This window comes from Enterobacter sp. SENG-6 (genome assembly GCF_001605945.1).
GTDB classification, from domain to species: domain Bacteria; phylum Pseudomonadota; class Gammaproteobacteria; order Enterobacterales; family Enterobacteriaceae; genus Enterobacter; species Enterobacter cloacae.
The window spans coordinates 35,333-59,591 of record NZ_LOMM01000005.1; the positions used below are offsets into that span (position 1 = coordinate 35,333).

General features: G+C 53.0%; 22 protein-coding genes. 20 read left to right on the forward strand and 2 right to left on the reverse strand.

Features of this window, described 5'->3' with window-relative positions:
- The first annotated feature begins 1 nt into the window (after window position 1).
- A complete protein-coding gene (locus tag AX755_RS03195; RefSeq protein ID WP_062856259.1) occupies window positions 2-1,360 on the forward strand; it encodes a TolC family outer membrane protein in 1,359 nt (452 codons plus the stop codon).
- 27 nt (window positions 1,361-1,387) lie between these two features.
- The gene (locus tag AX755_RS03200; RefSeq protein ID WP_062856260.1) at window positions 1,388-3,121 is read left to right on the forward strand and encodes a polyurethane esterase; all 1,734 of its coding nucleotides are present in this window, start codon (window positions 1,388-1,390) and stop codon (window positions 3,119-3,121) included.
- A 56-nt stretch (window positions 3,122-3,177) separates the two neighbouring features.
- Here the strand turns inward: AX755_RS03200 and pspF are convergent, their stop codons facing one another.
- The gene (gene pspF, locus AX755_RS03205) at window positions 3,178-4,155 is read right to left on the reverse strand and encodes a phage shock protein operon transcriptional activator (RefSeq protein ID WP_062856261.1); all 978 of its coding nucleotides are present in this window, start codon (window positions 4,153-4,155) and stop codon (window positions 3,178-3,180) included.
- A 166-nt stretch (window positions 4,156-4,321) separates the two neighbouring features.
- Between pspF and pspA the strand changes: the two genes are divergently transcribed.
- From pspA to AX755_RS03280, 15 genes are all read left to right on the forward strand, one after another.
- Window positions 4,322-4,990, forward strand: a complete 669-nt coding sequence (gene pspA, locus AX755_RS03210; RefSeq protein ID WP_013096403.1) for a phage shock protein PspA — start codon at window positions 4,322-4,324, stop codon at window positions 4,988-4,990.
- 54 nt (window positions 4,991-5,044) lie between these two features.
- Window positions 5,045-5,269: an envelope stress response membrane protein PspB gene (gene pspB / locus AX755_RS03215; RefSeq protein ID WP_013096404.1), complete on the forward strand. Its 225-nt coding sequence runs from the start codon at window positions 5,045-5,047 to the stop codon at window positions 5,267-5,269.
- Window positions 5,269-5,628, forward strand: coding sequence for an envelope stress response membrane protein PspC (pspC, locus tag AX755_RS03220; protein ID WP_062856262.1), 360 nt, complete (start codon window positions 5,269-5,271; stop codon window positions 5,626-5,628). Before pspB ends, pspC begins: the two co-directional genes overlap by 1 nt.
- Before the next feature lie 12 nt (window positions 5,629-5,640).
- A complete protein-coding gene (pspD, locus tag AX755_RS03225; protein ID WP_062856263.1) occupies window positions 5,641-5,862 on the forward strand; it encodes a phage shock protein PspD in 222 nt (73 codons plus the stop codon).
- Between the two features lie 209 nt (window positions 5,863-6,071).
- Entirely contained in the window at window positions 6,072-7,757 is a 1,686-nt protein-coding gene (locus tag AX755_RS03230; protein ID WP_062856264.1) for a sugar phosphorylase, read from the forward strand.
- Window positions 7,758-7,772: 15 nt separating this feature from the next.
- Window positions 7,773-9,065, forward strand: coding sequence for an ABC transporter substrate-binding protein (locus tag AX755_RS03235; RefSeq protein ID WP_062856265.1), 1,293 nt, complete (start codon window positions 7,773-7,775; stop codon window positions 9,063-9,065).
- A gap of 23 nt (window positions 9,066-9,088) precedes the next feature.
- The gene (locus AX755_RS03240) at window positions 9,089-9,970 is read left to right on the forward strand and encodes a carbohydrate ABC transporter permease (RefSeq protein ID WP_013096409.1); all 882 of its coding nucleotides are present in this window, start codon (window positions 9,089-9,091) and stop codon (window positions 9,968-9,970) included.
- Window positions 9,957-10,799: a carbohydrate ABC transporter permease gene (locus AX755_RS03245; protein ID WP_013096410.1), complete on the forward strand. Its 843-nt coding sequence runs from the start codon at window positions 9,957-9,959 to the stop codon at window positions 10,797-10,799. The genes AX755_RS03240 and AX755_RS03245 overlap by 14 nt, the downstream gene beginning before the upstream one ends.
- 28 nt (window positions 10,800-10,827) lie before the next feature.
- A complete protein-coding gene (locus AX755_RS03250; RefSeq protein WP_013096411.1) occupies window positions 10,828-11,880 on the forward strand; it encodes a zinc-dependent alcohol dehydrogenase in 1,053 nt (350 codons plus the stop codon).
- An 18-nt stretch (window positions 11,881-11,898) separates the two neighbouring features.
- Window positions 11,899-12,687, forward strand: a complete 789-nt coding sequence (locus AX755_RS03255) for a sugar phosphate isomerase/epimerase family protein (protein WP_029883669.1) — start codon at window positions 11,899-11,901, stop codon at window positions 12,685-12,687.
- Between the two features lie 11 nt (window positions 12,688-12,698).
- Entirely contained in the window at window positions 12,699-13,757 is a 1,059-nt protein-coding gene (locus AX755_RS03260; protein ID WP_104668929.1) for a Gfo/Idh/MocA family protein, read from the forward strand.
- On the forward strand, window positions 13,751-16,030 hold the full coding sequence (locus AX755_RS03265) for a glycoside hydrolase family 65 protein (RefSeq protein WP_062856266.1): 2,280 nt from the start codon (window positions 13,751-13,753) through the stop codon (window positions 16,028-16,030). Before AX755_RS03260 ends, AX755_RS03265 begins: the two co-directional genes overlap by 7 nt.
- The gene (gene pgmB, locus AX755_RS03270; protein WP_062856267.1) at window positions 16,020-16,697 is read left to right on the forward strand and encodes a beta-phosphoglucomutase; all 678 of its coding nucleotides are present in this window, start codon (window positions 16,020-16,022) and stop codon (window positions 16,695-16,697) included. The genes AX755_RS03265 and pgmB overlap by 11 nt, the downstream gene beginning before the upstream one ends.
- A gap of 2 nt (window positions 16,698-16,699) precedes the next feature.
- Window positions 16,700-17,782 carry an ABC transporter ATP-binding protein gene (locus AX755_RS03275; protein WP_029883673.1) on the forward strand — a complete coding sequence of 361 codons (1,083 nt, stop codon included), beginning with the start codon at window positions 16,700-16,702 and terminating at the stop codon, window positions 17,780-17,782.
- Between the two features lie 66 nt (window positions 17,783-17,848).
- Entirely contained in the window at window positions 17,849-18,763 is a 915-nt protein-coding gene (locus AX755_RS03280) for an OmpG family monomeric porin (protein ID WP_038986168.1), read from the forward strand.
- A 34-nt stretch (window positions 18,764-18,797) separates the two neighbouring features.
- Here the strand turns inward: AX755_RS03280 and AX755_RS03285 are convergent, their stop codons facing one another.
- On the reverse strand, window positions 18,798-19,808 hold the full coding sequence (locus tag AX755_RS03285; protein WP_062856268.1) for a LacI family DNA-binding transcriptional regulator: 1,011 nt from the start codon (window positions 19,806-19,808) through the stop codon (window positions 18,798-18,800).
- Window positions 19,809-19,959: 151 nt separating this feature from the next.
- Here AX755_RS03285 and AX755_RS03290 point away from each other — a divergent pair, with 151 nt between their 5' ends.
- The 3 genes from AX755_RS03290 to tyrR all read left to right on the forward strand — a co-directional run bounded on the left by AX755_RS03290 (window position 19,960) and on the right by tyrR (window position 24,061).
- Entirely contained in the window at window positions 19,960-21,357 is a 1,398-nt protein-coding gene (locus tag AX755_RS03290) for a YcjX family protein (protein ID WP_013096419.1), read from the forward strand.
- Window positions 21,354-22,406 carry a YcjF family protein gene (locus tag AX755_RS03295; RefSeq protein WP_062856269.1) on the forward strand — a complete coding sequence of 351 codons (1,053 nt, stop codon included), beginning with the start codon at window positions 21,354-21,356 and terminating at the stop codon, window positions 22,404-22,406. Before AX755_RS03290 ends, AX755_RS03295 begins: the two co-directional genes overlap by 4 nt.
- Window positions 22,407-22,519: 113 nt before the next feature.
- The gene (gene tyrR / locus AX755_RS03300; RefSeq protein ID WP_062856270.1) at window positions 22,520-24,061 is read left to right on the forward strand and encodes a transcriptional regulator TyrR; all 1,542 of its coding nucleotides are present in this window, start codon (window positions 22,520-22,522) and stop codon (window positions 24,059-24,061) included.
- The last annotated feature ends 198 nt before the right edge of the window (window positions 24,062-24,259 follow it).

Below are 24,259 nucleotides of genomic sequence, written 5' to 3' on the forward strand. Positions count from 1 at the left end.
GATGCTTACCGCAAAATTCATACCTGTTGTTTATCTGCTCGCGCTGATGGCGTCCTTTTCAGCAGGTGCGCTGACACTGACCCAGGGCTGGTTCATGGCGCTGGACAACGATCCGCAGTACCGCGCTGCCGTGAAGGATCAGCTTGCAGGAGAAGAGTACATCCCCATCGGTCGCGCCGGGTTACTGCCAAAAGTCAGCGTTAGCTATCAACGCGCACCGCGTAACTGGCAGCGGCAGCAGTACCAGCAGACAAATTTGTTGGGGGAGCGTTCTGAGATGGTGCAGCATCAACAATATGACAGTTATTCGGGATCGGTTACCGTTGTTCAGCCGCTGTTTGATTACGATGCCTATGCGGGGTATCGCATCGGCATTATCAAAAAAATGCAGTCTGATGAACGCTACCGAAGCAGTCTGATTGATCTGCAAAACCGTTTCATTACCGCCTGGCTGGATCTTACCGAGGCGCATCAACGGCTTCAGCTTGCGGCTCTGCATCGTCAGGGGCTGGAAGAGCAGAAAAAGCAGGCTCAGCGACAGTTCGAGGCCGGTGAGGGCGCAGTAACGGATGTCACCGAGACCGCCTCTGCGCTCAGCCTGGCGATTGCGGATGAGGTGGAGGCGCGTGATACGCTGGATACGGCTAACGTTGCGTTATCAGCGATCGTGGGCGTGGATCTCTCGCAGACGGCAGCGCTGCCGATACTCGGTGAAAAGCCGCTTAAGCTGCCGCTGGCATCAGGAGACTATCGATACTGGGAACAAAAGGCGGCCGCGCATAATCCCGATATCCTTTCTGCCGGACATAGCGTGGAAGAAAAACGCTATGAAATTGAACGCAGCCGCGCTGGCGCGCTTCCCCGGGTACAGCTTTACGCGATGCATTCGGAGAACGATTCAAGCAACGACAATACGATTCATCAGAAATATCGTACCGACAGCATAGGCCTGCGCGTAAGCATGGATCTCTTTTCCGGGGGCGGCGTTTCAGCGTCCCTGCGTCAGGCGGCGGCCCGCTATGAGCAGGCAAAATATCTTCACGATGCACAGCGGCTGGCGACCTACAGCGAAATTAAAAAATCCTTAAATAAATGCCTCCATGCGTCAGAGCGCCTTGCTGCCTATGCTTCCGCGGTGGACGCCGCCAGGCGTCAGATTGAAGCGACGAAAAAAAGCATTCAGGCTGGTCAGCGTATGAATATCGATTTATTAAATGCAGAACAATCTTTCTATAAAACCAAAGTTGAGCTTACTGCAGAAAAACATGCTGTCATTAAGGCATGGGTCAGTTTGCTCGCGCAGACGGGCGAAATAAACAATGATAACGTTATGTTACTTGATTCGTATTTTGCTCAATGATTGTTGATAATAAACAGAGGGACGACTATGCCTGTATTCGATTATCAGGGCGAGAAAAACACGCAGCTTGTTAAGGATGCACTGACCATTGAAAGTATCAATTTTGGTGCAGCCACGTATGCTGATTATACCTATACAGAAGAAAATGGCTGGAAAGTATTAGACGGGACCACGCTTAACTACAGCGGCTGTACTAATCCCTATGGTGCTTTTTATGGCGAAAGTCTTCTTGAAACCAGCGCCGAATGCAATGTTATGGGAAAATATGACGCCAATGGCAAGCTGGTCAATATAGGCATTAGCTTCTGGGGGACGGGCACTTACGCCAGCGCGCCTTCACTTCAGCATACCATCAATACCGCGATGGATACCGTCAGCGACGTTTTATCTGCACTGGTCGACGGCTATGCGGATAACTATGTTCTCAACGCGTATAAAAACCTCATGAGTTCGGTGGCCGCGTTTGCCACGGCAAATGGCCTGACCGGTAATGACATCGTCATTACCGGTCATAGTCTTGGCGGACTGGCTGTTAACAGTATGGCAACCCTGTCCGCACAGGGCCAGTGGGGTGGTTTCTTTGAGGACGCAAGCTACGTCGCATTCGCTTCTCCGACTCAAAACCTGGCCGATGACAAAGTGCTTAATATTGGTTATGAGAACGATCCGGTATTTCGTGTGTTAACGGGTCACAGCTTGACGCTGGACAGTTTATTTAACCACGACACGCCGCTTGAAACCTGCACCAACAACATCGTCTCCTTTAATGATTACTATGCCGGCCTGACCAACGATTGTAAGATCTTTTCGATCGCGAATATGGCGTCCTGGGCCGGGCACTCCGGTCAGGGCTATACGGACGGTGCATTACGAATTATGGATTCTGAAATCTATGATTTCACCCATCAAAATTCCAATATCATTGTTTCTAATCTTTCTGAAGCATACCGTTCCACGACCTGGGTTTCGGATCTCAATAAATCCGTAACGCATGTGGGGTCGACATTTATTATTGGTACCGAAACAAATGATTTATTACAAGGCGGGAAGGGTAACGATTATCTCTGCGGTGGTGGGGGAGATGACAGTTTTAAAGATCACAGCGGCTACAACGTTATTTATGGTGGCGCAGGGACTAACACCTACGTAACGGAATGTCATATTGCCGATTTTACGTTTAGCCACGATGCAGAAGGGACGCTGTACTTTAAATATTCCACCGGCGATATTACACGGGCGGAAGATATCCATTACGTTAACGCAGACCACACCTTGTTCAGCCTGTTTGGTATTAACATCAACCAGAACGCGACATGGCAGGTCACGGATTATGGCTTAGAAGGTGACAGTGGCTCAATCGCGTATGCGAAAAGCTATTATGCCGATACAGAGAACAGCTTCACTATCTCGACCGCCAGTAATGACAGCTGGTTCTATTCAGGAGCCAATGACAGTGAGATCAGCGTAAACGGGAACAATAACAATGTGGTTTCCGGGTATGCCGACGACGCCATCCACCTTAACGGCAGCGAAAACACGCTTCTCTTCTACGGTGATTTTGGTCATGACACCGTCTATAACCTCTCCGCCAGCGACAGCCTGATCTTTATGGCTAACCAGAACATTGCCGATAATGATAGCTATCTCAACCATCTGTCGTTTGAAGGTGATAATGCCTTACTCACCTACGGCGACAGCAGCGTCACGCTGGTCGGTGTGAATACCGATATGCTTTCGCAGATGCATATTGCGGTAGCATGACTCTTATCCCCGCGGGATCCTCGCGGGGATAAATCCCGTCAGAATGGCTCTGTCCGTCAGCGCATCTGGTGCTTTTTGAGCAATGCCCTTAACTGGTGGTAGGTCAGCCCCAACAGTTCAGCCGCCCCTTTCTGGTTATATTTCGCCATCCTCAGGCTCTGCTCCAGTAGCTGTTGTTCCTGCTTATGCTGAAACTGGCGCAGATCGAGCGGGAGTGAGGGCCCATCGTTCGAACGCGCCGGCGGGGTAACAGATGGCGCGTTAGGCTGAAAAGGATCGAGAATAATGTTGTCCAGTTCCGTTTCGCTGCTGCCGTGACGGTAGACAGAGCGTTCGACGACGTTCTTCAGCTCGCGAATATTCCCCGGCCAGGGGTAGTTAAGCAGCGTCTCCCGGGCATTATCGCTAAAGCCCGGAAAGAGCGGCAGACCCAGCTCACGGCACATCTGAATGGCAAACTGTTCCGCCAGCAGCATAATATCGCTGCGCCGTTCACGCAGCGGCGGAAGCTGGACGACGTCAAAAGCGAGGCGGTCGAGCAGGTCGGCGCGAAATTTATCCTCAGCCACCATTTCCGGCAGGTTGGCATTTGTCGCACAGACCAGACGCACGTTAACCTGTAGCGGCTGGCTGCCGCCGACGCGTTCCAGCTCGCCATATTCAATGACGCGCAACAATTTTTCCTGTACCAGCATTGGCGCGGTGGCCAGCTCGTCAAGGAACAGGGTGCCGCCGTCAGCACGCTCGAAACGGCCAGGATGGCGCTTTTGCGCCCCGGTAAAGGCTCCCGCTTCATGGCCGAACAGCTCGGTATCCAGCAGGTTCTCATTCAGCGCGGCGCAGTTAAGCGAAATAAAAGGACCATCCCAGCGCCCGGACAGATAGTGGAGTCGGTTGGCGATCAGCTCCTTGCCCGTGCCGCGTTCGCCGATAATCAGCACCGGTTTGTTGAGAGGGGCGAGGCGTGAAACCTGCTCCAGTACTTCGAGAAAGCTGTTAGCCTCACCGAGTAAATTGTCTTTATATTCAGCCATGATGAAATTAACCACTCCTTAGCGAGATTCACCAGGTGAGCTTAGTTCCATAGTGAGCGAAAATCAATCACATTCAGTGAAATCAATAAGATAAAAAGTTGGCGCGGGAATTGTATTATCTGTACAGCAGGGCATCGCCCGATAACAGAAATGTGAGGATTGAATTATGGGTATTTTTTCTCGTTTTGCCGACATCGTGAACGCCAACATCAACTCGCTGCTTGAGAAAGCGGAAGATCCGCAAAAGCTGGTGCGTCTGATGATTCAGGAAATGGAAGATACACTGGTTGAAGTGCGTTCTACCTCCGCCCGTGCGCTGGCTGAGAAAAAGCAGTTAACCCGCCGTATTGAGCAGGCTACCGCCCAGCTTAATGAATGGCAGGAAAAAGCCGAACTGGCGCTGCGTAAAGATAAAGAAGATCTGGCCCGTGCCGCATTGATTGAAAAACAGAAACTGGCGGATATGGTTACCGCGCTGGAACATGAAGTTACGCTGGTGGACGACACGCTCACCCGTATGAAGAAAGAGATTGGCGAGCTTGAGAACAAGCTGAGCGAAACCCGTGCGCGTCAGCAGGCACTTACGCTGCGTCACCAGGCGGCAAACTCTTCCCGCGATGTACGCCGTCAGCTGGACAGCGGTAAGCTTGATGAAGCAATGGCGCGTTTTGAGTCCTTCGAACGTCGTATCGATCAGATGGAAGCGGAAGCGGAAAGCCACAGCATCGGTAAGCAAAAATCGCTCGATCAGCAGTTCGCCGATCTGAAAGCCGACGATGAAATCAGCGAGCAGCTGGCGGCCCTGAAAGCCAAAATGAAGCAAGACAATCAATAATAATTCATGCGGCACCTGAGCGTGCCGCCACGCATCGTACGACAAGGAGTACACATGAGCGCGCTTTTTCTCGCTATTCCCCTGACCATTTTCGTGCTGTTCGTGCTGCCGATTTGGTTATGGCTGCACTACAGCAACCGTTCTTCACGGGACGCCCTTTCCCAGAGCGAGCAACAACGTCTGGTACAGCTGTCCGATCAGGCGAACAAGATGCGTGAACGTATTCAGGCGCTGGAAGCTATCCTGGATGCGGAACACCCGAACTGGAGGGAGCGTTAATGTCAGGACTGAATCTGAATAAAAAGCTGTGGCGGATCCCACAGCAGGGCATGGTTCGCGGCGTCTGTGCGGGGCTTGCCCACTATCTGGATGTACCGGTTAAGCTGGTGCGCGTGGTAACGGTGTTATCGATTTTCTTCGGTCTGGCGTTTATCACTCTGGTGGCGTACATCGTATTGTCGTTTGTGCTCGACCCCATGCCGGAAGGTGAACTGGCTGCAGAAGGCGCACCGAGCAGTAGTGACATTCTGTACCAGGTGGATGCTGAACTGGCTGCAGGTGAAAAGCGGTTGCGCGAAATGGAACGTTACGTCACGTCTGATACCTTTACGCTGAGAAGTCGTTTTCGTCAGCTTTAAGAGAGAACATAGATGAACAAAAACTGGCAACAGGCCGGTCAGAAGGTAAAACCCGGCCTGAAAATCGCAGGTAAACTGGTCCTGCTGACGGCGTTACGTTATGGTCCGGCAGGCTTGGCTGGCTGGGCAATAAAATCTGTTGCCCGTAAGCCGGTAAGACTGTTGCTGGCCGTGGCGCTGGAGCCGCTGCTGCAAAAACTGGCCAAACGTTTTTCCCGTCGATACTTATCCTGATCCCCATGTATACCGCAGTCTTTCTCTTATGAGAGGAGGGCTGCTGGCATTTCTCTTCGTTTTCTCCCTTTTCTGTCTTTCTTTGCGGCAGCTCACATTACTGCGCTGAGTTGCCTTGAGAAGACGTTTTTACCCCCTCAGGTCCGTTGACAGATATTTTTCATGGGAGTAGATTGCGTTTCGTGGGACCGCTACCATGGAAAAATAAAGTGAACGATAAAATTAAAAATTTAATCAATCTTGTTTACGGCGAATCGTTTTCTGAGTCGCACCGTGAAACACTGTCAGGGAAAATCTCCAGAGCTGCTGCCGTTATTACCGAAAAGCGTAAAGCTGGTTGGGATGAAAAAGATATCGTCCTGATAACCTATGCCGATCAGTTCTACAATAAAGGGGAGAAAGCGCTGCCTGTTTTTACCCGTTTTTATAACAGATGGCTTTCTCGTTCATTTTCTCATGTGCATCTTTTACCTTTTTACCCGTGGTCCTCTGATGATGGTTTTTCCGTTATCGATTACCATGACGTTGCGCCTGAAACGGGAACATGGCAAGACGTTGCTGAATTAAAGCAGTATGCAAGTTTAATGTTTGATTTTGTTTGCAACCATATGTCAGCGAAAAGCCAATGGTTCGCTCATTATCTTGCGCAAAAACCGGGCTATGAAGATTTCTTTATTTCCGTGGATCCGCAAACTGATTTATCTGCTGTGACACGGCCTCGCGCATTGCCTCTCCTGACACCTTTTACACTTGATGACGGAAGCGTTCGGCATCTGTGGACGACCTTCAGCGATGATCAGATTGACCTCAATTTCGCCTCTCCTGAGGTGTTGATTGCAATGGTGGATGTGCTTCTCCATTACCTGATGGAAGGAGCGCGCTATATCCGCCTTGATGCGGTCGGCTTTATGTGGAAGATCCCCGGAACAAGCTGCATCCATCTTGAACAAACGCACCGTTTGATTCAGCTCTTCCGCGCCATTACGGACGCTGTGGCACCGGGTACGGTGATCATCACTGAGACTAATGTCCCGCATAAAGACAACGTTTCTTACTTTGGTGACGGCAAGAATGAAGCCCAGATGGTGTATCAGTTCTCCTTGCCACCACTGGTTCTGCATGCCGTTCATCGTCAGGATGTACGGGCACTTTGTCAGTGGGCCACATCGCTGGAGCTGCCGTCAAAGCAAACCACCTGGTTTAACTTTTTGGCCTCGCACGACGGGATTGGACTTAATCCGTTACGCGGAATTTTACCGGAATCGGAAATTCTGTCGCTGGTGGAAACACTCCAGCAGGAAGGCGCGCTGGTTAACTGGAAAAATAACCCTGACGGTACGCGCAGCCCGTATGAAATCAATGTAACCTATCTGGATGCATTAAGTGCTAAGAAGGATGAGGATACTCTGCGCATAGCCCGTTTTATTCTGGCTCATGCCGTTCTGTTGAGTTTCCCGGGTGTGCCTGCAATCTATATTCAGAGTATTATTGGCTCCCGTAATGATTATGAGGGTGTGGAGCGGTTAGGGTATAATAGAGCAATAAACCGAAAGAAATATCAGGCCGGTGAAATTGATCATAAACTCGACGATATTAATAGCCTTCGTCATAAAGTTTATTCTGGATTGAGTGCGTTAATTTCGTTACGCCGTCAGGAAAAAGCGTTCCACCCGGACAGTCAGGCGCGCTTTGAAACATCCGGGGAGCATGTTTTGAAAATAGTTCGCATTGCCAATAACGGCGAGCGAATTACAGCGCTCTTTAATTTCAGTAATGATATTCAGCACGTCCCTTCAAATAGTCAGGCAGGAAAAGATTTAATAACCGGGAACAATATTAACGATACGACGTTGACCCTAAATCCATGGCAGGTTATGTGGATTAAAGAAAACTAAAAAAGGACCTTAACAATGAAAATGCCGAGAATTGTGCTGATTTCAGCACTGGTTTCGTGCGCCCTGTTATCAGGCTGCAAGGACGACACACAATCTTCTGTGACCATCGAGTTTATGCATTCGTCGGTGGAACAGGAGCGTCAGGCCGTCATCACGAAACTGATTGAGAAATTCGAGAAAGAGAATCCCTCCATTACGGTGAAACAGGTGCCGGTGGAAGAGGATGCATACAACACCAAGGTCATTACCCTCGCGCGGACCGGCGCACTGCCGGAGGTGATTGAGGTCAACCATGACTATGCAAAAGTGATGGATAAAGAGCAGTTGCTGGACCGTGACGCAATTGGCGAAGCCATTAAAGCCGTCGGTGAAAAGACATTTTATGACGGCATTCTCCGTGTTGTTCGCACGGAAGACGGCACCGCGTGGACGGGTGTGCCAATTAGCGCCTGGCTGTCAGGCGTCTGGTACCACAAAGATGTTCTCGCCGCGGCGGGTATTAAAGAGCCGCATAACTGGCAACAACTGCTGAAAGCCAGTCAGATGCTCAACGACCCGGCTAAGAAACACTACGGTATCGCGCTTCCAACCGCTGAAAGCGTCATGACCGAGCAGGCCTTCTCCCAGTTTGCCCTTTCAGGTGGGGCAAACGTCTTCGACGCGCAGGGCAACATCCAGATCGATACGCCTGAAATGTTAAACGCGCTGGCGTTTTATAAAGAACTGGCGAAGAACACGATGCCAGGCTCGAACGACGTCATGGAGATCAAAGACGCGTTCATGAACGGTTCCGCGCCAATGGCGGTTTACTCCACCTACATTCTACCTGCCGTGTTTAAAGAAGGGGATCCTGCCAACCTGGGCTTTGTGGTTCCAACGGAAAAATCGTCTGCGGTTTACGGCATGGTGACGTCGCTGACGATCACGACCGGTCAGACTGAAGAAGAAACCAAAGCCGCTGAGAAATTTGTGACCTGGATGGAGCAGGCTCAAAACGCGTCGGACTGGGTCATGATGTCTCCGGGGGCGGCGTTACCGGTGAACAAACTGGTGGTGGATACCGAGAGCTGGAAAAACAACGAGGTCATCAAAGCCTTTGGTCAACTGCCGTATGAATTGATCGCGCAGTTCCCGAATGTGCAGGTATTTGGGGCCGTGGGCGACAAAAACTTTACCCGCATGGGCGACGTGACAGGTTCCGGCATCATCAGTTCGATGGTGCATAACGTGACGGTAGGTCAGCAAGACCTCAACACCACGTTAAGCAACAGCCAGAAACGCCTGGCTGACCTGGTTTCACAACGATAGGAGCGCTTCTGCGGAAGGAAATTATGAAGACGTTGTTTTCTGGTCGTTCAGATATGCCTTTCGCCATGCTGCTGTTGGCCCCCAGCCTGATTTTGCTGGGGGGCCTTGTGGCCTGGCCAATGATTTCCAACATTGAAATCAGTTTCTTACGCTTGCCGCTCAACCCGCGCATTAGCGCGGTGTTTGTTGGGCTGGATAACTACATCCGTATTTTGAGTGATGCAGCGTTCTGGCACTCCCTGTGGATGACCTTCTGGTATACGGCCCTGGTGGTGATAGGTAGCACGGGGCTAGGGCTGGCTGTCGCCATCTTCTTTAACCGGGAGTTTCGGCTGCGCAAAACGGCGCGTTCGCTGGTGATTTTATCTTACGTCACGCCGTCTATTTCACTGGTGTTTGCCTGGAAATACATGTTCAACAACGGCTACGGCATCGTGAACTATCTGGGGGTAGACCTGCTGCATCTGTATGACCAGGCACCGCTGTGGTTCGACAACCCCGGCAGCAGCTTTGTGCTGGTGGTGCTATTCGCCATCTGGCGCTACTTCCCGTATGCGTTTATCTCGTTTCTCGCGATCTTACAAACGATTGATAAATCGTTATACGAAGCCGCAGAAATGGATGGCGCGAATGGCTGGCAACGTTTTCGCATCGTCACGCTGCCCGCGATTATGCCGGTGCTGGCCACGGTCATCACGCTGCGAACCATCTGGATGTTTTACATGTTTGCGGACGTGTACCTGCTGACTACCAAAGTCGATATTTTGGGAGTCTATCTCTACAAAACGGCGTTTGCCTTTAACGATTTGGGTAAAGCTGCGGCTATCTCAGTGGTGCTGTTTGTGATCATCTTCGCCGTCATTCTGCTGACCAGAAAAAGGGTAAATCTCAATGGCAACAAATAAACGCGTACTGGGTCGTATTGGCTTTTACCTGGGGCTCGCGGCGTTCCTGATCATCACGCTGTTCCCATTTTTCGTGATGCTGATGACCTCCTTTAAAAGCGCCAGAGAGGCGATATCGCTGCATCCGACTATTCTGCCGCAGGAGTGGACGTTACAGCATTACATCGACATCTTTAACCCGCTGATTTTCCCGTTTGTGGATTACTTCCGTAACAGCATGGTGGTGTCACTGACCTCGTCGATCGTTGCCGTGTTTCTCGGCACGCTGGGGGCTTACGCCTTATCCAAACTGCGTTTTAAAGGGCGCACGACGATCAACGCCAGCTTCTACACCGTCTACATGTTCTCAGGGATTCTGCTGGTGGTGCCGCTGTTCAAAATCATCACCGCGCTCGGTATCTATGACACCGAACTGGCGCTGATAATCACCATGGTGACTCAGACATTACCCACGGCGGTATTTATGCTGCGCAGCTATTTCGACACTATCCCGGACGAAATAGAAGAAGCCGCGATGATGGATGGCCTTAACCGCCTGCAAATCATCTTTCGCATTACCGTTCCGTTAGCGATTTCGGGCCTGGTATCGGTCTTTGTCTACTGCTTCATGGTGGCGTGGAACGACTATCTGTTTGCCTCCATTTTCCTGTCCAGCGCCAGCAACTTCACCTTGCCGGTAGGGCTGAACACCCTTTTCAGTACGCCAGATTACATCTGGGGCCGCATGATGGCGGCATCGCTGGTGACGGCATTGCCGGTGGTCATCATGTATGCGCTGTCTGAACGTTTTATTAAAAGTGGTTTGACCGCCGGTGGCGTTAAGGGCTGAGGCGGCCAATTTTAACAAGGAGTGAGTAATGAAGAAGTTAGTTGCGACAGCGCCGCGTGTGGCAGCGCTGGTCGAATATGAAGACCGTCCCGTTGCCGTTCATGAAGTGAAAATTCGCGCCCGCTTTGGCGCACCGAAACATGGCACCGAAGTGGTGGATTTCAGGGCGGCGAGTCCGTTTATCGATGAAGAGTTTAACCCTGACTGGCAGCTCTTTACGCCGCGTGAAGAGGGGGCGGCTCGCGGGATCGAGTTTGGCAAATTCCAGCTCGGGAACATGATCGTCGGGGACATCATTGAGTGTGGCGCTGACGTAACGGAATACCGTGTCGGAGACCGCGTTTGCTGTTATGGACCGCTACAGGAAACGGTCATTGTGAATGCCGTCAACAACTACAAACTGCGCAAAATGCCTCAGGGCGCCTCCTGGAAAAATGCGGTCTGCTACGACCCGGCACAATTCGCAATGAGCGGCGTACGTGATGCCAATGTGCGGGTAGGGGATTTTGTCGTCGTCGTTGGGCTTGGCGCGATTGGTCAGATTGCCATCCAGCTGGCAAAGAAAGCCGGTGCGTCAATCGTTATCGGTGTCGACCCTATCGCGCACCGCTGCGACATTGCCCGTCGCCATGGGGCAGACCACTGTCTGGATCCGATTGGCACGGATGTGGGTCTGGAAATCAAAAAACTGACCGGCAAACAGGGCGCGGATGTGATTATCGAAACCAGCGGCTTTGCTGATGCGCTGCAGTCTGCGCTGCGCGGACTCGCTTACGGCGGCACCATCTCATACGTGGCCTTTGCGAAACCGTTCGCGGAAGGCTTTAACCTGGGGCGCGAAGCGCATTTCAATAACGCGAAAATTGTCTTCTCCCGCGCATGCAGTGAGCCAAATCCTGATTATCCACGCTGGAACCGTAAGCGTATTGAAGAGACCTGCTGGGAATTGCTGATGAACGGCTATCTCAATTGCGAAGATTTAATCGACCCGGTCGTAACGTTTACCACCAGCGCTGAGAGCTACATGACCTATGTCGATCAGCATCCTGAACTGAGTATCAAAATGGGCGTCACGTTCTGAGCTAAGGAGAGCATGAAAATGAAAATCGCAACGCAAAACCAGGCCTTTTTCCCGACAAATATCCTGGAAAAATTTCAATACATCAAGGCCATGGGCTTTGATGGGTATGAGATAGACGGCAAGCTGCTGGTGGAGAACCTTGAAGAGGTTAAAGCGGCCATTAAGGCTACAGGGCTGCCGGTTACCACGGCCTGCGGCGGGTACGATGGCTGGATTGGTGACTTCATCGAAGAGCGTCGCCTGAACGGATTAACGCAGATCGAACGCATTCTTGAAGCGTTAGCAGAGGTGGGCGGTAAAGGAATCGTGGTTCCTGCCGCCTGGGGGATGTTTACCTTCCGTCTGCCGCCGATGACGTCGCCGCGTAGCCTTGAAGGAGACCGCAAGGCGGTGAGCGCCTCGCTGCGCCAGCTGGATGAGGTGGCGGCCCGTACCGGCACCACCGTTTACCTGGAGCCGCTGAACCGCTATCAGGATCACATGATCAACACCCTCGCGGATGCTCGTCGCTACATCGAAGAGAATGGGCTGAAACATGTGCAGATTATCGGCGATTTCTATCATATGAATATTGAAGAAGACTCGCTGACGGAAGCGCTGCACCAGAACCGCGACCTGCTGGGCCATGTGCATATTGCCGATAACCATCGCTATCAGCCGGGAAGCGGCTCTCTTGATTTTGCCGCTCTGTTCGACCAGCTGCGTGCCGATTGTTATCAGGGTTACGTTGTTTACGAGTGCCGCGTTCGCGCTGACGATCCTGCGAAGGCCTATCAGGATTCTCTCACTTATCTGCGTGAATGCTAAGGATGACCAGCGTGATGAGTGCCTTAACACCTTCGCCTCTGCGTGTCGCCATTATTGGTGCCGGGCAGGTCGCGGACAAAGTGCATGCCTCGTATTACTCCACGCGCAGTGATGTTCAGATGGTGGCTGTCATGGACAGCCATCCTGAACAGGCTCAGGCGTTTGCTGAACGCCATGCCATTCCGTCGGCATGGCAGGACGTGAATGAAATGCTGCAGGCGGTCAAACCGGATGTGGTGAGCGTCTGTTCGCCCAACCGTTTTCATTTTGAACATGCGATGGCAGCCCTGGAAGCCGGTTGCCATGTAATGTGCGAAAAACCCCCGGCCATGACGCCACATGAAGCCGACCTGATGCGTGTGGCGGCCCGAACGGCGGGAAAAGTGCTGGCCTATGATTTTCACCACCGCTTTGCACGTGATACGCAACTGCTGCGTGAGGCGGTAATGAACGGGACATTGGGCGAAATCTACTTCACTACGGCGCAGGCATTGCGCCGCTGCGGCGTTCCCGGCTGGGGCGTTTTCACCAATAAAGCACTGCAGGGGGGCGGGCCGCTGATTGATATTGGGATCCATATGCTCGATGCCGCGATGTATGTACTGGGTTTCCCGGCGGTAAAACGCGTGACGGCCCACAGCTTTCAAAAACTGGGAAAGCGCAAAAACAGTGGCCAGTTTGGTGAATGGGATCCTGCACAGTTTACCGTTGAAGATGCCCTGTTCGGGACGATTGAATTTTGCAATGGCGGCATTCTGCGTCTGGATACCTCCTTTGCCCTCAATATCCGCGAGCAGTCCATCATGAATGTCGCCTTTTGCGGTGAAAAAGCGGGGGCAACGCTGTTCCCGGCCCATATTTACACCGATGAAGGCGGAGTTTTGCAGACCCTAACCCTGCGCGAAGAGGCAGACGATCAGCGGCATTTACGCAGCATGGATGCGTTTGTCCGTCATGTCATGGGAGAGCCGGTAATGATTGCCGATGCCGAACAAGGTCTGGTGATCCAGCAACTGGTCGCCGCACTGTACGAGGCGGCAGAAAAAGGGGAAAGCGTAACGTTATGCTGAACCTGTCTGTATTAAACGATCCGGGTTTTTGCCCTCATAGCCTCAATAAATACGCGTCAATCATGGCCTGCGGCAACGGCTATATGGGCATACGTGCGGCGCATGAGGAAAACTACACGCAGCAGACCCGGGGAATGTATCTTGCCGGGCTTTATCATCGTGCTGGTCGTAATGAGACCAACGAACTGATCAACGTGCCTGACATCATCGGCATGGATATCGAACTGGACGGCATCAATTTCACCTTGCTGTCAGGGGAGATTATTGACTGGCAGCGGGAGCTGGATTTTGCCAATGGTGAACTGCGTCGTCGCGTAGTGTGGCGCTCGGCAGACGGAAAGCGCTACCGTGTGGAAAGCCGCCGTTTTGTGTCACTGGATCAACTGCCGTTGGTGGCAATGCAGCTCTCCGTCACTCCGCTGGATGCCTCATCAGACGTTATGCTGAGCACGGGGATTGATGCGACGCAAACCAACAGCGGCCGTCAGCATCTGGATGAAATCTCGGTCAGAGTCTTTGACCAGCACTACATGCAGGGCGTGTATGAAACGCAGGATCGTGCTGCGGATGTGGTGATCTCGGCATGCTGTCGTCTCTCAACCACCAGCGACAGCTGCTTTACCGCGAAAAACCGGCGTATCACGGTTCATCACGCCGTAAAGGTCGCTCAGGGTGACACTGTCACGCTTGAGAAGCTGGTCTGGGTGACGCATCGCAGCGATAAAGCGCTTTCACAGGACACGTTTGCCCGCAATGCTCTGGCTGAGCTCAAAACCTGCGCGACAAGAGGGTATGCCGCGTTACTCGAAAGCGCGGCGTGCGCATGGAAAAAGATCTGGCATGACTGCCGGGTGGACGTCACGTCGACCGAACATCAGGATCAGCTGGCGCTGGATTACGCGGTCTGGCACCTCACGGCCATGACGCCTGCCCATGATGAACGGAGCAGTATTGCGGCCAAGGGCCTGACCGGGGAGGGCTATAAAGGCCACGTGTTCTGGGACACCGAAATTTTCCTGCTGCCTTTCCATCTCTTTACCCGACCAGATGTTGCCCGTCGTCTGCTGCGCTACCGCTGGCTTAACCTGTCGGGGGCCCGGGCAAAAGCACGCCGGAACGGCTGGCCTGGCGCCTTGTTCCCCTGGGAGAGTGCCGCGAGCGGTCAGGAAGAGACGCCGGAATTCGCAGCGATCAACATCCGCACGGGCGTTCGTCAGAAAGTGGCCTCCGCGCTGGCTGAACATCATATCGTGGCGGATATCGCGTGGGCCGTTGTCGCCTACTGGCAGGCAACGCACGATGACGCCTTTATGCGCAATGAAGGCCTGACGCTGCTCATGGAAACCGCGCTGTTCTGGATGGGACGCGCGACGGAAGTTGGCGACCGTCTGGAGATCCATGACGTGATTGGGCCGGATGAATACACGGAGCACGTGAATAACAACGCCTACACCAACTATCTGGCGTGGCACAACGTCGCCAGTGCCTGCCGGTTTATGTCAATGTTTGAGCGTGAGGATGCGCGTTTTACGGAAAATGCGCAACGGTTCCTGGCGCGCCTATGGCTGCCCGAGGCCAACGCCGACGGGGTCATACCGCAGGATGACACCTTCATGTCCAAACCAGCGATCGATCTGAGCCGCTATAAAGCCAAAGCGGGCAAGCAGACCATTCTGCTGGATTACTCGCGCGCTGAAGTTAACGAGATGCAGATCCTCAAACAGGCCGACGTGGTAATGCTTAATTACCTGTTGCCGGAACGCTTTACGCCGCAGCAGTGCGCGGCCAACCTGGCATTCTATGAGCCGCGCACTATTCATGATTCGTCTCTGAGCAAAGCCATCCACGGGATTGTGAACGCGCGCTGTGGTGATACAGAAGGGGCTTACGCCTTCTGGCGTGATGGCATTGCTATCGATTTGGGCGACGATCCGCACAGCAGTGATGACGGTATTCATGCTGCCGCAACGGGTGCGATCTGGTCAGGCGTTATTCAGGGATTTGCCGGGCTGCAGATCGTGGACGGGGAGCTACATCTGGCACCCAGGATACCTGCGCACTGGCAAAGGCTGGCGTTTCCGCTGCGTTGGCAGAATGCGCAGCTGCACTTCATCGTGACGAAAGAGGCACTTACGGTGACCAGTTCTGCTCCCGTCACGCTAACGCTCTGGGGTAAAACCCTCCAGCTTTCGGGACGGCAGGTCTTGTCCTGCAAGGATTTTCTAACGTCTGTTACTGGGACCGCTACCACGGAGAGGCGAGATGAACCTTAATGCCGTTGTATTCGATCTGGATGGGGTGATCACCGACACCGCTCATCTGCACTTCCTGGCCTGGCGCGCTGTCGCGAAGGAGGTCGGGATCACCATTGATGAGGCCTTCAATGAAACGCTGAAAGGGATTAGTCGCATGGACTCCCTGCAGCGGATCCTGCGTCACGGTGGCAAAGAAGATGCGTTCGATGAACAGCAGCGCCTGGCGCTTGCGCGTAAAAAAAATGCGCTCTATGTCCAGTCGCTGGCTTCGCTTACGCAAGCGTCAATGCTCCCGGGCATTCGTGAGGTGCTGGCCGACATACGCGCGGCAAACGTCAAAATTGGGCTGGCGTCTGTTTCACTCAACGCTCCCGGCATTTTGCAGGCGCTGGGGATCCACAGGGCGTTTGATTTCTGTGCCGATGCGTCCCGTATTGCCCGCTCCAAACCGGACCCGGAAATCTTCCTTGCCGCCTGCGCGGGTCTTAACGTCCTCCCGGAGGAGGCCATCGGGATTGAGGATGCCGCCTCCGGCGTTGAGGCGATCAACGCCGCAGGGATGGTGTCGGTGGGAATAGGGGCAGGCCTCAACCATGCGGGACTTCAACTTCATTCAACGCGGGAGCTGACCTGGAAATGCCTGACAGATTTCTGGGCTTCCCGGACGGTACTGATAAGGAATTAAGAATGGCGCAACTATCGCTAAAACATATCCAGAAAATCTATGACAACCAGGTCCATGTGGTCAAAGATTTCAACCTCGACATTGAGGATAAAGAATTTATCGTTTTCGTCGGGCCATCGGGCTGCGGTAAATCGACGACGCTGCGCATGATTGCCGGGCTGGAGGAGATCAGCGCCGGTGAACTGGTGATTGACGGCGTTCGTATGAATGATGTCCCGGCCAAGTCCCGGGATATTGCGATGGTCTTTCAGAACTATGCGCTGTATCCCCATATGACGGTGTACGACAACATGGCATTTGGGCTGAAGATGCAGAAGATCGCGCCTGCCGTCATTGAAGAGCGCGTTAACTGGGCCGCTCAGATTCTTGGGCTGCGCGATTACCTCAAGCGTAAGCCCGGTGCGTTGTCGGGTGGCCAACGCCAGCGCGTGGCATTAGGCAGGGCGATTGTGCGTGAAGCGGGCGTCTTCCTGATGGATGAACCGCTCTCAAACCTTGACGCTAAACTGCGTGTTCAAATGCGTGCCGAAATCAGCAAGCTGCATCAAAAGCTGAATACCACCATGATTTATGTGACGCACGATCAGACCGAAGCCATGACGATGGCAACCCGCATTGTGATCCTGAAAGATGGATACATTCAGCAGGTGGGCGCGCCGAAGCAGGTCTATAACGAACCGGCAAATATGTTTGTGGCAGGTTTCATTGGTTCGCCAGCAATGAACTTTATTCGGGGGGCGATCAATGAACGCTACTTCGTGACGGAAACGCTGCGCCTGGAGATCCCCGAAGATATGCTCTCGGTACTTAACGCTCAGGGGTATCAACGTAAAGCCGTGGTCTTTGGCATCAGACCGGAGGATATTTTCACCTCGCAAGCCAGCGGTGAGGCGATTGCCGCCAAAATCAGCGTTGCCGAACTGACCGGTGCTGAATTTATGCTGTATGCCACCGTCGGGGGCCACGAACTGGTCGTCCGGGCAGGGGCTGCCACTGATTATGCTGCAGGGGATAATATCGGCATTCAGTTCGATATGAATAAGTGTCATTTTTTTGACGCGGAAACAGAAGCGGCAATCAGATAATAAAAATGTTCGCCGGAAATATTAATTTCCGGTTTTTTTGTTTGTCCATTATAAAGGAATATTTTAATGAGTACTCTACTAAGAAGTGCTGCGCTTATTCTATGCGCAGGGGTTAGCTACGCACACGCCTCAGAACCGACACCACACTGGAATTTTAATATAGGTGCCATGTATGAAATTGAAAACGTCGAAGGTCAGGGGGATGATAAAGACGGATTATATGAACCCTCCGTGTGGTTTAACGCCACATGGGATGCGTGGACGATTTCCCTTGCCATGTATCAGGAAGGCCCCGTTGATTACAGCAGTATGACCCGCGGGACCTATTTTGATCGTCCCGAATTCGAGCTGCGCTATCGTTTTATTGGAACCGATGATTTTACCCTCGGCCTGACCGGCGGCTTCCGTAATTACGGTTATCATTTCAAAGATGAACACGGCGCGAAAGACGGTAGCGCGAATATGCAGCGCTACAAAATACAACCAGACTGGGATATTAAGTTAAGCGATGACTGGCGTTTCGGCGGCTGGTTTGCCATGTATCAGTTTGCCAACGACCTGGAAAAAACGGGTTATGCCGACAGTCGCGTTGAAACAGAAACGGGCTTTACCTGGACCATTAATGAAACCTTCGCGGCAAAAGTGAATTACTATTTAGAGCGCGGTTTCAATATGGACAGTTCACGTAATAACGGTGAGTTTTCAACGCAGGAGATCCGCGCCTATTTACCCATTTCATTAGGCAATACCACGCTGACGCCGTATACCCGCCTGGGGCTCGACCGCTGGTCAAACTGGGACTGGCAAGACGATCCTGAGCGTGAAGGGCATGATTTCAACCGTCTGGGCCTGCTTTATGCCTACGATTTCAATAACGGTCTTTCAATGACGCTGGAGTATGCCTATGAATGGGAAAACCACGATGAAGGCGAAAGCGATCGATTCCACTATGCGGGCGTGGGCGTGAATTACGCCTTCTGATCGGCTATTCACCAGGGGCTATCAGCCCCTGGTTTTAGCGAAGAGAATCAGCGAACGAAAAGTGGGTTTCAATCAGCACCTTATGCGGGGCGGGTTTACCGGAGATACGCCTGAAAAGCAGGTCGCAGCTCTCTTCGCCCAGCTTGCGGGTGGGAATATCAAATCCAGCTGGTGCAGGCGTCAGAATCAGGGAGAGCATCGGGTCGCTGTAACCCGCCACGGCAACCTGCTCAGGTAGCATCAAATTTAACTCATCCGCAGCGCGATAAAGACTCAGCAATTTCATGCTGTCGGTGGCGAAAACCGCATCCGGTGGGGTGGAAGAAGACAACATCGTAATGGCCGCTGAAAGTGCGCTCTCATGGGTATAACCGCCATCAATGATCCAGTCCGGGTTAACAGCAATATTCGCCTTTTCCAGGCTGGCTTTATAACCCGCAAGACGATCAATAGACACGTGATAATCGAGTGGCGCATGCAGACAGGCAATTTTTTTCCGCCCGTTTTTAATAAACGTGTCGGTCAGCATCTCGCTGTCACGAAAATTGTCGGTATCGACGGAGTAAATATTCTGAAAGTCGCCTTCAACTTTACCGATTACGACTACTGGCACACCGTACATATCGAGCCGAGAGAAAAAGGATTCATTGGCGGGGGAACTCAGCATAATGACCCCTTTAATCATTTTCTGCTTTATTTTGCTTTCGCATTTTAGCAGGTCATCTTCACTGCTCTTTGACGTTTGCAAAATAACATCAAATCCTTCCTGTTCCGCCTTGGCGGTTATGGCGTGCAATACGTCGGAGAAAAAAGGATTACCGGCAGTGGTTTTTGTTGAGCGGGTGGAAATCACCATAATGGCGTCAAAGCCAGATGAGGTCAGAGCGCGGGCAAGTTTATTTGGTTGATAATTTAGCTCTTCAATCGCCTTCAGCACTTTCTCCCGCGCTTCAGGAGAAATATTGGTTTGTTTATTCAACACTCTGGACACGGTTGATTTAGAAACACCAGCAACGCGCGCAATATCATAGATGGTGGGTGACATACACCTTACTCACTCCGGGACGGCAATGTCGTTCATCTTACTGGAGAAAAAACGGCAATAGCAATAATTATGAATTGATAATCAACGATCTGCCCCCATTTACTGTATTCTGAAGCAAGTCATTCCAGGCTTCCAGCGACGAAGGACGGCGATGAAGCGACTTAAAAACGAACTCAATTCTCTGGTGAACCGCGGCGTCGATCGCCATTTGCGTCTGGCGGTCACCGGGCTTAGCCGCAGTGGCAAAACGGCGTTTATCACGGCGATGGTTAACCAGCTGCTGAACCTGCACGCCGGGGCACGCCTGCCGCTGCTCAGTGCGGTGCGGGAAGAGCGTCTGCTGGGCGTTAAGCGCGTTCCCCAGCGCGATTTCGGTATCCCTCGCTTTACCTATGATGAAGGGCTGGCACAGCTTTACGGTGACCCCCCTGCGTGGCCGACACCCACCAGAGGGGTGAGTGAAATCCGTCTCGCGCTGCGTTTTCGTTCCAATGAATCATTGATGCGCCACTTCAAGGATACCTCCACGCTCTATCTGGAGATTGTGGATTACCCGGGCGAATGGCTGCTCGATTTACCCATGCTGGCGCAGGATTATCTCAGCTGGTCGCGACAAATGACCGGTTTGTTACAGGGTCACCGCGCGGAGTGGTCGGCAAAATGGCGGCAGTTATGCGCAGGATTAGATCCGCTGGCACCCGCAGATGAGAACCGCCTGGCGGCGATTGCCGAAGCCTGGACGGATTATCTGCATCAGTGTAAACAGGAAGGGCTGCACTTCATCCAGCCAGGACGGTTTGTTTTGCCGGGCGACCTGGCGGGTGCGCCTGCGCTGCAGTTCTTCCCGTGGCCCGACGTGGATGGCGTGGGAGAGGCAAAGCTGGCGCAGGCAGACAAGCACACCAACGCCGGGATGCTGCGCGAGCGCTACAACTACTACTGTGAAAAAGTGGTGAAAGGTTTTTATAAAAACCACTTTTTACGTTTCGATCGCCAGATTGTACTGGTGGACTGCCTGCAACCACTCAACAGCGGGCCGCAGGCTTTCAACGATATGCGCCTGGCGCTGACGCAACTGATGCAAAGTTTTCACTACGGACAGCGTACGCTGTTTCGCCGCCTCTTTTCCCCGGTGATCGACAAACTGCTGTTTGCGGCCACCAAAGCCGATCACGTAACGGTTGATCAGCATGCCAACATGGTGTCGCTGTTACAGCAACTGGTGCAGGACGCCTGGCAAAATGCGGCGTTCGAAGGGATCAGCATGGATTGTCTTGGGCTGGCTTCCGTACAGGCGACGCAAAGTGGGCTGATTGATCTTAACGGCGAGAAAATCCCGGCCCTGCGCGGGAATCGCCTCAGCGACGGCGAACCGCTGACCGTGTATCCGGGCGAAGTGCCTGCACGCCTTCCGGGGCAGGCATTCTGGCAGAGTCAGGGCTTCCAGTTTGAAGCCTTCCGCCCACAGGTCATGACCGTCGATCAGCCATTACCGCACATTCGTCTGGATGCGGCGCTGGAGTTTTTGATTGGAGATAAATTGCGATGACGGAACCGTTAAAACCCCGCATTGACTTTACCGGGACGCTTGAGCAGGCGCAGCAGGAGGCCTTTAAAACGGCGCAGACGTTCAGCGGCGAGCAGGCAGAACATTTTGCGCCGGCCCTGACTGACGAGCCGTCCGTTGAGGAGGGCCAGGCGGAAGCGGTCGTTGAGGCTGCTTTACGTCCGAAACGTAGCCTGTGGCGTAAGATGGTCACGGCCGGGCTGGCGCTCTTCGGCGTAAGCGTGGTGGGACAAGGCGTGCAATGGGGGTTCAACGCCTGGCAAACCCAGGACTGGGTGGCGCTGGGCGGTTGTGCCGCGGGGGCGTTGATCGTGGGGGCTGGCGTAGGGTCGGTTGTCACCGAGTGGCGTCGACTGTGGCGCCTGAGGCAGCGTGCGCATGAACGGGATGAGGCACGCGATCTGCTGCACAGCCACGGTACCGGAAAGGGCCGGGCATTCTGCGAAAAGCTGGCGGCGCAGGCGGGGATTGACCAGTCGCACCCGGCACTGCAGCGCTGGTATGCCGCCATTCACGAAACGCAAAATGACCGGGAGGTGGTGACGCTCTATTCGCATATGGTGCAGCCAGTGCTGGATGCTCAGGCGCGGCGCGAGATTAGCCGCTCTGCGGCGGAATCAACGCTGATGATCGCGGTCAGCCCGCTGGCGCTGGTGGATATGGCGTTCATCGCCTGGCGTAACCTGCGCCTGATAAACCGTATCGCCAGTCTTTACGGTATTGAGCTTGGCTACTACAGCCGGCTGCGGCTCTTTAAATTGGTGTTGCTGAACATCGCCTTTGCAGGTGCCAGTGAGCTGGTGCGCGAAGTCGGCATGGACTGGATGTCGCAGGATCTGGCGGCCCGTCTCTCAGCGCGTGCCGCGCAGGGAATTGGGGCAGGGTTGTTAACCGCACGTCTGGGCATTAAAGCGATGGAAGTCTGCCGACCACTGCCGTGGATCGACGGAGATAAACCGCGCCTGGGCGATTTTCGTCGTGAATTGATTGGGCAGCTCAAAGAGACGCTCAATAAAAAACCGGTTCAGTAACCGGTTTGTTTACTTATCGTGCTGGCTGTCAATCTTTCTTGACAGCCATCTTCCGCATCACCGTGTTCTGACATATCATTTTAAGGTTATTGGCTTAAAACGGTGAATTTCCCATGCGTCTTGAAGTCTTCTGTGAAGACCGTCTCGGTCTGACCCGCGAGTTACTCGATCTCCTTGTTTTACGTAGCATTGATTTACGTGGCATTGAGATTGATCCTGTCGGGCGAATTTACCTCAATTTTGCCGAAATTGAATTTAATACTTTTAGCAGCCTGATGGCTGAAATCCGCCGTATCGCTGGCGTTACGGATGTACGCACCATTCCCTGGATGCCGTCTGAGCGTGAGCACCTCGCATTGAGCGCCTTGCTTGAAGCCATGCCAGAGCCTTTTCTGTCACTGGATTTGAAAAGCAAAGTCGAGCGGGTAAACCATGCGAGCTGCCAGCTGTTCGCCCAGAGCCAGGACAAGCTGACTCATCACCATGCCGCGCAGCTGATCCCGGGGTTTAATTTCCAGCGCTGGCTGGACAGCAACCCGCAAAATACGCATAGCGAGCATGTGGTGATCAACGGGCAGAATTTCCTGATGGAGATTACACCGGTGTACCTGAAAGGAGAGAACGACACTCGCGTACTGACCGGGGCCGTTATCATGCTGCGCTCTACCGTGCGGATGGGCCGTCAGCTGCAAAATCTCTCCAGCCAGGATGTGGGAGCGTTCAGCCAGATCATTGCCGTCAGCCCGAAAATGCGTCATGTGGTCGATCAGGCCCGTAAGCTCGCCAGCCTGACTGCGCCGCTGCTGATTACCGGCGATACCGGGACCGGAAAGGATCTGCTGGCCCACGCCGTGCATCTTGCCAGCCCACGCGCGGCAAAACCGTATCTGGCGCTGAACTGTGCCTCTATTCCTGAGGATGCCGTCGAAAGCGAGCTGTTTGGCCACGCTCCGGAAGGCAAAAAAGGCTTCTTCGAGCAGGCGAACGGCGGTTCCGTGCTGCTGGACGAAATTGGCGAAATGTCGCCGCGCATGCAGGCCAAACTGCTGCGCTTCCTGAACGATGGGACCTTCCGTCGCGTAGGGGAGGATCACGAAGTTCACGTGGATGTGCGCGTGATTTGTGCCACCCAGAAAAACCTCGTTGAGCTGGTACAGAAAGGGATGTTCCGGGAAGATCTCTACTATCGACTGAACGTGTTGACGCTAAACATTCCGCCGCTGCGCGATTGTCCGCAAGATATCATTCCGCTGACGGAGCTGTTTGTGGCACGCTTCGCCGACGAGCAGGGGGTGCCGCGTCCGAAACTGTCAGCCGATCTGGGTACGGTGCTGACGCGCTACGGCTGGCCGGGAAATATTCGTCAGCTGAAAAACGCCGTCTATCGTGCGCTGACGCAGCTGGAAGGGTACGAGTTGCGTCCACAGGATATCCTGTTGCCGGATTACGATGCCGGAACGGTATCGGTGGGCGAAGAGGCGATGGAAGGCTCGCTGGATGATATTACCAGCCGTTTCGAACGTTCCGTGCTGACGCAGCTTTATCGCAGCTACCCAAGCACGCGTAAGCTGGCAAAACGCCTGGGGGTATCCCATACCGCGATTGCAAATAAATTACGCGAATATGGCCTGAATCATAAAAAAAGTGACGACTAAAGCTTCAACTGCCAACCCGTAGTTGGGGTTGGCATTATATCCCCATAAAATATATTAACTGAGTTCTATTTTTATTAGTTATGGTTTTGGTCTGACCAGTATTCCCTGATTCTTATTTTTAATTAACATTGAATAATATCTCTTCGTCTGATGGTTAATTATTTTACAATAAACTGTCATTCAATGAGCAAATAATGA

Bases quoted from the DNA above. Each gene is read 5' to 3' on its own strand.
- AX755_RS03245 (WP_013096410.1), top strand. From the start codon at position 9,957: ATGGCAACAAATAAACGCGTACTGGGTCGTATTGGCTTTTACCTGGGG.
- pspC (WP_062856262.1), top strand. From the start codon at position 5,269: ATGTCAGGACTGAATCTGAATAAAAAGCTGTGGCGGATCCCACAGCAG.
- pspD (WP_062856263.1), top strand. From the start codon at position 5,641: ATGAACAAAAACTGGCAACAGGCCGGTCAGAAGGTAAAACCCGGCCTG.
- pspB (WP_013096404.1), top strand. From the start codon at position 5,045: ATGAGCGCGCTTTTTCTCGCTATTCCCCTGACCATTTTCGTGCTGTTC.
- AX755_RS03295 (WP_062856269.1), top strand. From the start codon at position 21,354: ATGACGGAACCGTTAAAACCCCGCATTGACTTTACCGGGACGCTTGAG.
- AX755_RS03275 (WP_029883673.1), top strand. From the start codon at position 16,700: ATGGCGCAACTATCGCTAAAACATATCCAGAAAATCTATGACAACCAG.
- AX755_RS03280 (WP_038986168.1), top strand. From the start codon at position 17,849: ATGAGTACTCTACTAAGAAGTGCTGCGCTTATTCTATGCGCAGGGGTT.
- AX755_RS03235 (WP_062856265.1), top strand. From the start codon at position 7,773: ATGAAAATGCCGAGAATTGTGCTGATTTCAGCACTGGTTTCGTGCGCC.
- AX755_RS03255 (WP_029883669.1), top strand. From the start codon at position 11,899: ATGAAAATCGCAACGCAAAACCAGGCCTTTTTCCCGACAAATATCCTG.
- pspF (WP_062856261.1), bottom strand. From the start codon at position 4,155: ATGGCTGAATATAAAGACAATTTACTCGGTGAGGCTAACAGCTTTCTC.
- AX755_RS03195 (WP_062856259.1), top strand. From the start codon at position 2: ATGCTTACCGCAAAATTCATACCTGTTGTTTATCTGCTCGCGCTGATG.
- AX755_RS03240 (WP_013096409.1), top strand. From the start codon at position 9,089: ATGAAGACGTTGTTTTCTGGTCGTTCAGATATGCCTTTCGCCATGCTG.
- tyrR (WP_062856270.1), top strand. From the start codon at position 22,520: ATGCGTCTTGAAGTCTTCTGTGAAGACCGTCTCGGTCTGACCCGCGAG.
- AX755_RS03290 (WP_013096419.1), top strand. From the start codon at position 19,960: ATGAAGCGACTTAAAAACGAACTCAATTCTCTGGTGAACCGCGGCGTC.
- AX755_RS03285 (WP_062856268.1), bottom strand. From the start codon at position 19,808: ATGTCACCCACCATCTATGATATTGCGCGCGTTGCTGGTGTTTCTAAA.
- AX755_RS03200 (WP_062856260.1), top strand. From the start codon at position 1,388: ATGCCTGTATTCGATTATCAGGGCGAGAAAAACACGCAGCTTGTTAAG.
- pspA (WP_013096403.1), top strand. From the start codon at position 4,322: ATGGGTATTTTTTCTCGTTTTGCCGACATCGTGAACGCCAACATCAAC.
- AX755_RS03250 (WP_013096411.1), top strand. From the start codon at position 10,828: ATGAAGAAGTTAGTTGCGACAGCGCCGCGTGTGGCAGCGCTGGTCGAA.
- pgmB (WP_062856267.1), top strand. From the start codon at position 16,020: ATGAACCTTAATGCCGTTGTATTCGATCTGGATGGGGTGATCACCGAC.
- AX755_RS03265 (WP_062856266.1), top strand. From the start codon at position 13,751: ATGCTGAACCTGTCTGTATTAAACGATCCGGGTTTTTGCCCTCATAGC.